Source organism: Agriterribacter sp. (genome assembly GCF_035497235.1).
GTDB lineage: Bacteria > Bacteroidota > Bacteroidia > Chitinophagales > Chitinophagaceae > Agriterribacter.
Genome location: NZ_DATJEB010000016.1, coordinates 102,226 through 114,651, shown reverse-complemented (window position 1 = coordinate 114,651; position 12,426 = coordinate 102,226). Strand labels below are relative to the sequence as shown.

The window sequence follows — 12,426 nt, the reverse complement described above, 5'->3', positions numbered from 1 at the left end:
CCAGAAAGTTTTCTGCCATTTTCCCTTATTAAGCAAAGGGTCATTTAAGCTAATTCCTTGCTGAATCAATAGTTTGCGTTCTTCATGCTTTGATTTATTATAGAAAAACCATGCAAAAAACAAACAGAGTAAAAAACAAATTTGAAGAATGAAATAAAATATAGGGTTCATATAAAATAGTTTGTGTGTACTTATATGATTACTAAGTATTGGAAAATGTTACAAAAATTTTAATTAAGATAGCAGAATGAGTAAGTTATTTAAATTCATTGCATTGGTTTGTGCGAATTGCAAATGTGTTTGTTTTTAGGATATTCTTTTTTGTAATTCAGAAATTCGGGTTATCAATTTGTCAAAAGGCTGCCGTAAATCATATACTGTGTCATTGCTGATAGTCCTGTTCCCATTCTTTTATAATTGTGTCGGGTGGGATGATACCGATTTTACCAGGTGTATGATTTGCGTAATCAAGTCTTCTGATTGCGTTAAATTTTTCTCTGTGGGCAACGATATTGTTGTAAAATTCTCTATTTTTTAACGCTTCAATTCCATTCTAATGAATTCCAATTCTTATCTGATACAGTATATATTTCACATACATCCTGTAAGCGGTACTTAATTTTAACCGGCAGGTTTTCGTCAAGTAAGACTTTAAACATATTCCGGCAAATGAAAATTTAATAGATTCTCAAAATGGTTTAAAACCTGTATCGCCTGCTCTTTTGTAACAGAGGGAAAATCTTCTAAAAATCATTCAATGGGTGTCCGGCTTTTAACTAATCAAAAAGATTTTTTATAGGAACCCTTGTATTGGTGAAGACCGGTTCACCACTTTGAATATTTGGAGATATAGTAATTGGATGCGGCATTTTTGATTTAAAGTTAAAGAATATTTTTTGGTGGACATACAAACTGAAAACCAAATTAGGAATTAACCAGGTCAGAATTTATTGTTCAGTTGGCTTCTACCGATATTGATTTTTGTTTCTTCCTTCCTTTGTTTCTAAAATACGCTACCAAAGATAAAATGAGCATTCCTGCTGCAGTAATATAAATCCAGGCGGGAACCGGCATGGGGTCGCCAGCAGCATAAGAATGTAATCCGGACAGGTAGTAATTCACCCCGAAATAAGTAAATATAATGGACCATATCGCCCACAGGCTCACAATATTAAAAGTAAGTTTTCCCCTGAGTTTCGGAACCAGTCTCAGGTGAAGTACCACGGCATAAAATATAACCGATATAAATGCCCAGGTTTCTTTTGGATCCCAGCTCCAGTACCTTCCCCAACTCTCGTTGGCCCACATTCCTCCCAGAAAAGTACCTACGCCAAGGGCAAAGAGCCCAACGGTTAAAGCCATTTCATTTACTATAGTCAATTCCCTGATGGAATGCTCTATTTTATTGGTAGGTTTTGTGCTAAACAATATTAATGAAATTACACTCAATACTGCCGACAATCCGAAGAATCCGTAACTGGAAGTGATGATACCCACATGTACCATCAACCAATAAGATTTTAGAACCGGCTCCAAAGGCGTAATCTGCGGATCAAGCATGGATCCTCCGTGTGCAAATCCCATCATAATCATTGCCACCAAAGCTCCGGCTGCGGGAATAAAAGCATTCCGGTTTCTGTAAAGAAGCAGCCCTGAGAGTACACCGATTCCTGAAATAAATACAATTGCCTCATATCCGTTGCTCCAGGGCGCATGTCCGGAAAGATACCAGCGAACGCCTAAGGCCATCCCTTGAATGGCCAGCGCTGCAACCATTATTCCCAACATTGTTCTGGTCAGAATACGAATCATGCGATTATATTTTGACCCTGACGAAAACACTTCTGCAAAACCAAGCATAATCATACTCATACCCAAAAGGCTGTAAGCTATCATCAGCCAAAAGAAAATATTCAGATGATTATAGAGAATTTCCAGGTTTACTTTTGAGGCTGATGGAACAATCTCTTTACCCCAAATCTGCTGATATTCACTGATGTCTTTAATACTCTTACCCGCATTGTTCCAGTTGCCGGTATTCAAACCTTCTTTTACTCCATTAAAGTAAGGGGTTAGAAGCGCATAAGCTGTCGTGTCAATCTTCACAGCGTTTTCTTCAGAGCTATAAATCCAGCTTCTCCATGTTTGTGCCGGATCATTTTTTACCGGAATGATTTGGGTATAATACCCGAAAGCGATATTGCTGAAAATATTAAACCGCTCCGTCACCTCTATAACTGCTTTGTCATAATTAGACTGATCGGCTTTTCGTTTGCTGAAAGATTTATTAACCTGTTTCTCCAGTTTAAAAATTCCTGTATTGGGATCAACCAAACTGGCATAAGAAGTATAGCCTTCCGCATTGGCTCCGGTTTCATTTGTCAGTTGGTCACCTCCCTTTTGGCCTACTTTAATTATTGGTTCATTGGCCCAATAACCGGGATCAACCTGCATGGAAATAAACCATTGTTCCGCAGATATGGTAACGTTTCCCTTTTGATATTTATCTTTTTTGTAAATTTTTCTAAGCAGCTCTAACACGTGCGTATCCATTGGCTCAATACGGCCTTGAAAATCCTGAACTAAGAGATGCCCGAATTTTTTAGCGTGAACCGGGTCAATGATCCTGTTGGATTCAAGCTCACCAGTTCTTGCAAACCGGGCGTTCGGCCCGGGCCCCTGCTGCGAAAAAATGACTGTGTTATTCTGAGCAAAACTGGAACTTATTCCGATTCCCATCCCCAAAAAAAATAAAAAAGGAAGAAGAAAACTTCTCCTGTGCATTTCTTTTAATGATTCATTCAATTTCCAGAAGTGCGTACCTTTCCAGAACAGCGTGAAAAACATTCCGGTAAACAATAGAAAATATCCTAAATAGGTAATGTTGGTACCCCACCTGTCGGCGTTTACAGAAAGAATAGTTCCGCTTTCATCCGGAAAATAACTTGCCTGGAAGAACCGGTATCCCCGGTAATCCATCACATTATTCATATAAATATGATGTTGTTTCTCCGTTCCTTTATCAATAACGGTTATCTTACTTTCATAAGATGATGGATTATTTGACCCCGGATAACGGTCAAGCAGAAAATCATCGCAACGTAAAGAAAAATCTGTGTAAAGTATTTTGGAACCAAATCCTATAGAGACATTCAGCCCGTTGATTTGTACGGTTTTATTGAATCCTGTAACGCCTTTCCCCCCTTTGATCAACAGCGTATCTCTTTCATTCCCTGAGCTTAATTCTAACTGAATGGCTTCCAGAAGATTCTTATCCATCGGATTATTTTTATCCCCCCTGTAATAAACTATTTTTCCATTGAAAGCGTTTTCAGGAATGATAAAATTGGTATTCTCAATACTGTAAAGCGCCCTGTGATTCACAGTAGCAGGCACATTCGCTTTCACTTTACCGGATTGTTGGGCCAATAATGCAGAATCAGTTACTACGCCCTTTTGCTGACCTTCCATTGACATATATTTTCCACCAGTCGGAGAGGCAATCATCATGACACCCTCCTTTTCCATTATTTGAACCGCACCCAGTGCAGGGTTATTAAAACTAAACATTGTTCCGCCAATGTTTTTGATGTCACCATCGGGAATATAATTATTCTCTCTACCTCCTTCTCCAACAGAAACGATCTTGAGCAATTTTTTACCTGATTGCGTTATTTGAACAGAGTCTTTAGCCAACGGAATATAGTCAAGGGATTTTAAAGAAATAATTTTATCGTCAAACTGATAATCTTGTTGATAGGTTCTTTTGAACGGCCATTTAGTTTCTTTGGCATTAAAGTAAGACATCCTGTACGGGTACTTGTCATAGCTGAGTGATTGCTTTCCATTGCTTACATTCAGTTTGAAATAAGTGAGATCGCTGATAATTTCATTGGTGGTCTGCTTTTCCTTAATCGGCATTTGTCCTTCAAAACTTATGTAGCGTGTGATTGCGCCTCCAATAAACATAAAAATAAACGCTAAGTGAAATACAAGTAGCGGCCATTTTTCTCTTCTGGTAAGTCTATAGGTTTTGATATTTGCAACAAACAGAACTACCAGCCAAAGCATGAGAATTTCAAACCAGGTGGAATTGTAAACCAGTGTTTTTGCAGTAGCGGTATCATAATCATTTTCCACAAAAGTGGCAACAGCCATGGAGATACCATATAACACTAAAAGAACCGTCATGGTACGAGTGGAGAAGAGTATTTTTTTTAATCGCTTCATATTGCTTCAAATCATTCAAAATGGTTTTTACCTACCAGGTTTTTTTCCGGAAAAAATATTTTATATAGTTGTAGCCCACGTATCTGAAAAAACATCTCTTTAGGAGTTCCTTTCTTTAGGAAAGGTTAGCCTAAAGAGATGCATCAAACAGTGGGTGAACAATCAATCTGATTCCCGAAAAAAAACGACTGACTGCTGCAAGAAGTATTCCGGCCGGAAAATCCTTAAAGAGATTTCAGATATTCAGTAAGATCCTTTTTTTCGTCCGGCGTTAATTGAAGATTTCTCTGATCGTTGTACATGGTTACCACATCATCGAGTGTCTTTGCGGAGCCATCGTGAAAATAGGGAGGGTGTTGCCAAATACCTTTCAATGGTGTAACTCTCCATTGCTTTGTAGCAGACCGGTTAACATAGTCCTTATCTATAGCTACAGATGCGCTTTGAGGATGCAATTTTCCACCTTGGATAACATCAGTAAATAAAGGCCCGGAGTGGCAACTTACACACTGCGCTTTCGCGGCAAAAAGAGCTTTTCCCCTGGCAGCAGCAGTAGCATCAAAAGAACCAGCGGGGGGTTTTGGAGCTGCAATAGAATATTGGTAAGCCTGTAATGCCGGAAGTTTATCCGTTACTAAATCATCACCTTCTCTATGATCAACAACCCAGTTTAGACGTGAATCAGCAAAATATCCATGACCGTGCATTTGGGTAACTGCCACATATCTATTCCAATAAGCTACAGGCCCTGCAGGCTCATGTTGTACATCTCCGTCACCGGTAAAAATAGCTTTAGGAATACCGTATAAACCGTAGGCAGGAGGGATAACAACAGGGTTATTCAGGCCGTCATGATTAAACCTCGGATCGTATATGCCTGGTGCCCAGGAAGCGTAAACTGCTCTCGTGGCTTCATCTAATGCGGGAGACAATGAGATGATCAAACCGGGATTCAAATCTCTGTTAGGCCAACCATCCAACCGGTTTCCTATACCAGCCGCAAAGGAGTTATCAACGGTTGAATGGCACAACGCACATGTAATACCCATCCTATCCAACTTCAGTTTACCATCAGACCCCGTGCTTACTGTTCCCTGTACACCAACAACAGCATTTAATGATATCAGGGCAAGGGTAGTCTGAGGATCAGTAAGACTAACCGTTCCGTTTTGAATACCGGCAACAACAGCGGCGGGAATAGCAGAGGCATCAACCTTTAACCCCACACTTAATGCGGTAGTAGGGTCTACAGCGGTTTCTATCACTTTGTTCATTTGTAACACGTCTGTCCAGAATGTTTCATCACCAAAAGTTTCATATCGAAATACTTGTTGACCCTGTTGAACTAATTTGGGATCTAACGGAGGTAAATTTAACTCGCCCTCACCCGGAGGAAGGTGGCCCCTATCCGTTTTACTGCAACTAAAAAGGGTAAGTGCGGCAATCAGTCCCAGAGCCGGAATCATAAATTTTTTTTTCATGATTTTTTATTTTTATTTTTTGAATTAATACTGTTTTTCTCCAGATGGGAAATTCAATTCAGGTTAAGTATCCCATGAGATTAGAGTTAAGGAGATACAATTTGGTTACAAAAAACACAAATTTTTTTATGTGCATGACAAAAGATGACATACAGGTAGAAGGTTCTCAAAGATAATTTCAGCCGCTGAAGCAAAGGCTGTTCGTTGAAAGGTGGAGATTGGTTTACTATTTTTTATTGCTTCTGCAATGCCTGCATAGTTATTTTGCCTGACGCCGGCATATGGTTCAGCACCAGGGTGTCACAGCCCGCCCGCAACGGGTTTGATACCCCCGAAGCGACTTCAAATTTGCGGGACAGAGTACCGGAAGAACATATGGAGTACACAGTCGGAAACTGCGTACAGCGGGAGAAACAAAAAACCTGTAAGGGTTGCTAACCGGGAGCATCCCTTACAGGTTCACATAAGTTTGTTTTCAGTTATTTCTCCAGCGGGTGCTCTGAAAGTAATTTATCTGGTGAATAAAAATCTTTTTTACTTTCTACAGCCGCTCTTACCTGCTTCACTTTTTCGGGTTGTACAGCCGGCGCCTGGTTGCCAAATGAATTCCGTACATAGGTTAATACCGCCGCAACTTCCTCATCATTAAGCAATCCCTCAAACGGCGTCATAGGCACCTGTCCGGGATATTGTTTCCCGTTCACTTCTATTGGCCCCATGAGTCCTTTTAAAACAATCTTTATTAAACGTTCTTCATTGCCCAATACCCATTTGGTATTCGCCAATGGCGGATATTCGGAGGCTGAAAGACCTTTACCATCGGGCTGGTGGCAGGTGTTGCAATATCCATCCCTGGCATATATTTCCTTACCCTTTTTGAAAAGCGCAAGGTCATTGCCCTTTAATGAGGAAATGATCTGTTCTTCTTTATGTTCTTTTACCAGCTTCCCGTTAAGATGCGCTACGGCTGCCTCATGCGCATGCACCATCCACTCGTCTAACGGCATTTTTGCGGCTTCTTCCAGGACAGGCATCCCTTTTTCCTTTCCGATCCACGATGCGGCAACAATGGCCTCCAGGCGCACTCTTCCATGTTCATCGCGGGCGGCCTGCATCAGCAGCTCTGCCTGGTTGGCTACCTGGTGACCGGTATAACGGACTACATTAACCGCAGCAGCCCTTGCCCGGTAATCTTTTGCCTGGAGCATTTCCTTTAGTAAATCCTGGTCAACCTTATCCAGTCCCCAGCTTACCCACAATGCTTCCAGCTTATGGTGTTCGTACCGCGGATCATTTTTATCTAACGCGCTTACCCATTTTTTTAGTTTGGGCAGCACTTCATTAGCGTCTCTGCCCCTCAGCTCACGGCGCGTTCTGTACCGCGTACGGTATTCCGGCAGTTTAAGATTATCGAGCAGCACTTCAACAGTAGCGCCGTCTATTTTAGCGGGCGTTACTAACGGCCTTGAAGGATACGTAATCCGGTAAACCCTTCCGTGCATGTGATCGCGCAGCGGATCTCTTGCATTGTGCTGCATATGCCCGATCAGTATATTATGCCAGTCAATCAGGTAAAGCGATCCATCGGGCGCAAACTCCATATCTACGGGGCGAAAGTTACGGTCTTCACTAACAACTAAGTCTACCCTATGATGACTTTTATAGCCGGTGCCACTGTCTTCTATAACATGTTCCTTCGTTCCCAAAAAGCCAATGGTATTGTTGATGAGCATATCGCCCTGTACTTCATCGGGAAAATGACGGCTGGAAATAAACTCCAGTCCGGAAGTTGGCCGCACTTTATGCGCTTCTTCTATTAAGTTAAAAGATTTGTGCGTAGCCTCCCCATATCTTGGCAACACGGTACCGGGCATCATCCACCTTACATCGGGGCCGGAAGTTTCGGCAAAAAAGGGCTGTCCCCATTCATCAAATGCTATGCCCCACGGATTTGGAATGGAAAGTTGTGCCGTACGCTCCAGCTTGTGAAGCTGCGGAGCATAGCGGTAAAACCCGCCATTGGTGGCGCGTACAGGGCCGTAAGACGTTTCTACATTGGTATGCAAAAAAACACCTTCTCCACTGTAAATAGCGCCTGAAGGGTCGGCGGTAAAAGCATGGCTATTGTGATGCGTATCATGATCATCAAACCCGCTCAGCAAAATCTCTGCTTTATCCGCTTTATCATCGCCATCCGTATCGGTAAATAATTTTAAATTGGTACCCTGCGACACATAAACGCCTTCTGGAGCTATTTCAAAACCAACAGGCAGGTGCAATTTATCTGCAAATACGGTTAGCTTGTCGGCTTTTCCATCCCCATTGGTATCTTCCAGGATGATGATCTTATCATTTGGTTTGGGATCACCCGGCTTATAGTGCGGGTAACTGGGCATGGTGGCTACCCATAAGCGTCCTTTATTATCGAACGACATTTGCATGGGTTTTGCCAGCTCAGGAAATTCTTCCTCAGAAGCAAAAAGCTCAATTTTATATCCATCGGGTACTTTCAATTTACTAAGGGCTTCCTGGCCATATAAATAAGTTAAGCTACCATTTGCTTTAGGATTATAATTGGTTTCAACAGGCGGCAACTGCCGGGTAGTTTTATCGGCGGCGGCAATATCCATTTGTTCTCCTTTGCTTGCCGCCAGCCATACGGCGGTGTCGCGGATAGCGGTCATTTGCCGGATTTTTTCTATTTCTGCAGGGTAGTTAGCGGGACCAAAAGGATTATAGCGGCGACCATACACATGCACTCCGTTGGGGATTTTGTAATCATCATGCCACATCCAGTTTTTTTCTTTTACAGCCGCCAGTACCAGTGCCCTGTTGGCTTCCGCTTTAGGTGAAACCTTTCCAAAAATTTCATCCGCCAGCAAAACGGATAATTTTTTATAGCCCTCGTCATTCAATTGCGATCCGTCAATGGTTAAAGCTTCTTTAGCGGAACCAAACCATTTTTGGGAAGGTGCAAAAGCATCTATAAAAAGCACATTGTTGGAATCGGCAACCGCCTTCATGCCCTGGGTATACAACAAAAGATTTTCATTTTCTTTTTTCCCGTTGGGAAGATCATATTTAGCAGACAGGTCTTCAAAAGCAATGGGTGACACGATAGCCACCTGCGGAGCGGAGCCGCCGTTGTAATGCTGGCTTAATGTGTGTTTAATAAAAGCATCCAGTTCTGCTTTATAATTGTTTAACCCTTCCTTTCCCTGGAAAGATTCATTATACCCGAAAAAAGCGATGATCACATCTGCCTTATGACGGGTAAGCCATTCATCGGGAGATTCAAAATGCCCTTCACTTCCCGAAGGAGTAGCAAGTTCGGTTTGAAATTTTTCCGCCCCGGGAAAAGCCCAGGGGTCGTTTCTTGCCGCATGGGGCCGGAAGCCGGGTGTATTGCCCCCATCACAAAAATTACGGATATAGAGCATACTATCGGGGTAGCGTACCTGCATTTCTGTTTCAAAATAACCGTAGTTCATCATTCTTGATCCCAGGTTATTACCCACAAGGGCGATACTGGTGTGCTTTTGAATTTTGAGCGGTTCAGCGCGATCAGAGCGGCAGGCTGTAAACACAGCGATCATTAATCCGAATAAAATTACAAGGGTTCCGGTACTTTTTGTGCAAGGGTTTGTCATTTCAATTGTGCGGTTTTGAATCCTAAAAATATGGGTTCATAACCTAAATACCCAATATTTTTAAGATTAGCAACGGTTAATACTAATTTACAGCCTGTTAATAGGCTGCCAAACCGCGGCTATACACCGGAGTTGTTACCGGAGATGTATATGAACAGTGATATTTTGTATGTAAACAAACAGGATGTTAACTTTATTTTTCATACGCTAATACTAAAGCGTGACTATTAAGAGCGTGCATTTACTGCGCGCCTGCTTTTACCGTTTCCCTCCTACTATTTCTTATAATTCTTATACTATTTTTCATAAAATTGAAAGCTTACACTATAATTCAATATATTAGGGTGATATTTTTTAAACTTTAAACCAGGTGAACGATGAAATCTATTGAATTGCGGCTACCGAAGGATTTTGACAAATCATTTACTGTATTTAAAGAAGTTGGAAAATCATTTCCCTGCCCCTGGCACTACCATCCTGAATATGAAATTGTGCTGGTTTTAAAAAGTAACGGACGCCGCATGGTGGGCGATAACATCGGAAAGTTTGATGAAGGCGACCTGGTGTGCATGGGTCCCTTCCTGCCCCATGTATGGGTAAACGATCCTAAATTCATTAACGGGCAGGTTGATTACCAGGCTGAAGCCATCGTAATTCATTTTAAAGATGATTTCCTGGGCGAAAACTTTCTTAATATTCCTGAGATGGAAGCCTTTAAACATTTTTTGAAATCATCTAACCGCGGCATGGTAATTAACGGCAAAGCCAAAACTGAAATTACCGCTTTAATGGAAAAAATGCCCGATATGAACGGGCTTCAGCGCCTATCTTCTCTTTTGCTCATTTTTGACACTTTGTCCCGTACGCCAGAATATGAATTGTTGGCAAGTCCCGGCTTTGTTAAAACCGTAAATGTAAAAAGCTCCGACAGGCTGAACAAAATAACTGAGTACCTGATTCAAAACTTCGACCAGGACATCACATTATCAAAAGTGGCTTCCATCGCCAATATGGCTGTTACCACCTTCAGCAATTTCTTCAAGGAAAACTACAGGGTAACTTTTGTAGAATATTTAAATACACTGCGGATCGGCTATGCCTGCAAAAAACTTTCGGAAAAAGACCAGAACATTGTTGATGTGGCCTATGAATGCGGATTCAACAGCTTAGCCAATTTTAACAGGCAGTTTAAAAAATACAAGCAAATGACCCCAACAGAATACAGGAGGATTATTTATGCGTAGCGGGGGAGATTTGAGATTTAAGATGGAATCCGTTCCGGGTTTCTGGGTTTCGCTTCGGATTTGGGGCAATCAGCAATCAGGTAAGTAACTCCTAACGATGGGGCGGATACTCCTTCTTTCACCTTTCGCTTCTCTTCTTTCCCCTCTCCGCTCTCCTGCTGACAGCCCCTAATACGGATAATCCGTCATACAAAAAAAGTACCTGCTTCAGCAAAAAAATGAGTTGTTTCTTTTTCGGGTGTCTTCTACATTTACATCCTGTATTATTAGCTTTATACCGCCTTTATAACAGTTCATTTTTCTGAGCTGTTAAGAGTGGATATTCCGTTTTTCTAAAATGCCATATGATGAAGTGTATTAAATTGTTACTGGTTTGCCTGTTATTTGTTTTTTCTGTGGGGTATGCTCAGAATGCTCAACAGGGATCGTTTGTTAGCTCCGAAAATCTTTCTTTCCTGGAAGGCATGACAAAAGACGTTCTTGAGGCTTCACGTATTTATCCGGGACAATTTATTTCAAAGGATTTTGGTTCCAATAACACCGGGGGCGTACTGATCAGGCCCGGGGGAAGAAATGCCTATCCTTCCTTCTGGATCCGCGACTATGCGATGTCGCTTGAAACAGGAATGGTTTCAAAAAAGGAGCAGCTACACATGTTATTACTAACAGCTTCTACCCAGTGCGATCAAACCCGGATAACAAAAGGTGGTAGCCTGGTTCCCTTAGGTTCTGTTGCGGATCATATAAGGATTGACGATAGCAAGCCGATTTACTTTCCGGGAACATACAGTTATGAAAACCAGGGAACGCCGGAGTGGGGAACCTTGCCGCCGTATTGTGATCAGTTTTATTTTATTCATATGGCTTATTATTATGTGAAACATACCGGTGATCGTAAAATATTATTGAAGGAAGTGAATGGTATAAGATTAATTGACCGCTTAAAGGCAGCCTTTCATACTCCACCATCGAATGAAAACAATCATATTGTATACGCTACTGATGTAATGAGGGGAGTTGATTTCGGTTTCAGAGATGCGCAGGTCATTACAGGAGATCTTTGCTTTCCTTCCATTTTAAAATACCGTGCCGCTAATGAAATTGCCGAATTGCTGCAATTGATTAAAAGTAACGATTCAAAAAAATACCTGGAGATAGCCGCTGCTATCAAAAAATCTTTGCCTGGAATGTTTATGGATGGAAGAGGCATGCTGCGTGCTTCTACAGGTAAAAGCAGGCAGGCTGATGTTTGGTCAACCGCCCTGGCTGTTTATTTTGGCATACTTGAAGGTGAAGACATGAAGAAAGCATCCTATATACTTGCGAAGGCTTATAAGGATGGCACTTTAAGTTATAAGGGCAACATCAGGCATATCCTTACCACTGATGACTATAATGAAACAACTGCCTGGGAGATTTCCCTGTCCGGCAAGAACTTGTATCAGAATGGCGCCTATTGGGGAACGCCCACCGGATGGGTTTGCTATGCGATGAACCAGGTTGACCCGCAACTGGCAAAAGCATTGGCCACTGAATTTATTGAAGACCTGAAAGCGAATGACTTCAGAAAAGGTGGCGATTTTGGAGCGCCTTATGAGTGTTTTAATACATCTACTTACAAGCAAAATCCAATATACCTTACCACGGTTGCCTGTCCTTTAACTGCGTTCCGGAAGATCAACTGAAATAATACTTTCCATTTTCGGCGAATGCCTTTTTCCGCAGTTTATATCTGTTATGATACAGGCTATGTTTACCGGTGTATTTGAATAAATAACCGGAATAATCCTTCATGCAAAAAAAGTATCAATATTAAGCAAT

At 41.7% G+C, this 12,426-nt stretch carries 6 protein-coding genes; 2 read left to right on the top strand and 4 right to left on the bottom strand.

The features are described from left to right. Positions 1–776 precede the first annotated feature (776 nt). From VL121_RS21655 to VL121_RS05695, 4 genes are all read right to left on the bottom strand, one after another. A complete protein-coding gene (locus VL121_RS21655) occupies positions 777–869 on the bottom strand; it encodes a DUF433 domain-containing protein (protein WP_414635401.1) in 93 nt (30 codons plus the stop codon). An 85-nt stretch (positions 870–954) separates the two neighbouring features. Next, a complete protein-coding gene (locus VL121_RS05705) occupies positions 955–4,230 on the bottom strand; it encodes a cytochrome c biogenesis protein (RefSeq protein ID WP_325403074.1) in 3,276 nt (1,091 codons plus the stop codon). Positions 4,231–4,454: 224 nt separating this feature from the next. Beyond that, positions 4,455–5,711, bottom strand: coding sequence for a c-type cytochrome (locus VL121_RS05700; protein WP_325403072.1), 1,257 nt, complete (start codon positions 5,709–5,711; stop codon positions 4,455–4,457). A 479-nt stretch (positions 5,712–6,190) separates the two neighbouring features. Beyond that, complete coding sequence (locus VL121_RS05695; protein WP_325403070.1) at positions 6,191–9,361, bottom strand: PVC-type heme-binding CxxCH protein; 3,171 nt, start codon at positions 9,359–9,361, stop codon at positions 6,191–6,193. 377 nt (positions 9,362–9,738) lie between these two features. Here VL121_RS05695 and VL121_RS05690 point away from each other — a divergent pair, with 377 nt between their 5' ends. Continuing rightward, positions 9,739–10,605, top strand: a complete 867-nt coding sequence (locus VL121_RS05690) for an AraC family transcriptional regulator (RefSeq protein WP_325403068.1) — start codon at positions 9,739–9,741, stop codon at positions 10,603–10,605. A gap of 344 nt (positions 10,606–10,949) precedes the next feature. Further along, complete coding sequence (locus VL121_RS05685) at positions 10,950–12,290, top strand: glucosidase family protein (RefSeq protein ID WP_325403065.1); 1,341 nt, start codon at positions 10,950–10,952, stop codon at positions 12,288–12,290. The last annotated feature ends 136 nt before the right edge of the window (positions 12,291–12,426 follow it).

Coding starts and splice junctions, on each gene's coding strand:
- VL121_RS21655 (WP_414635401.1), bottom strand. CDS start 869: ATGCCGCATCCAATTACTATATCTCCAAATATTCAAAGTGGTGAACCG.
- VL121_RS05705 (WP_325403074.1), bottom strand. CDS start 4,230: ATGAAGCGATTAAAAAAAATACTCTTCTCCACTCGTACCATGACGGTT.
- VL121_RS05700 (WP_325403072.1), bottom strand. CDS start 5,711: ATGAAAAAAAAATTTATGATTCCGGCTCTGGGACTGATTGCCGCACTT.
- VL121_RS05695 (WP_325403070.1), bottom strand. CDS start 9,361: ATGACAAACCCTTGCACAAAAAGTACCGGAACCCTTGTAATTTTATTC.
- VL121_RS05690 (WP_325403068.1), top strand. CDS start 9,739: ATGAAATCTATTGAATTGCGGCTACCGAAGGATTTTGACAAATCATTT.
- VL121_RS05685 (WP_325403065.1), top strand. CDS start 10,950: ATGATGAAGTGTATTAAATTGTTACTGGTTTGCCTGTTATTTGTTTTT.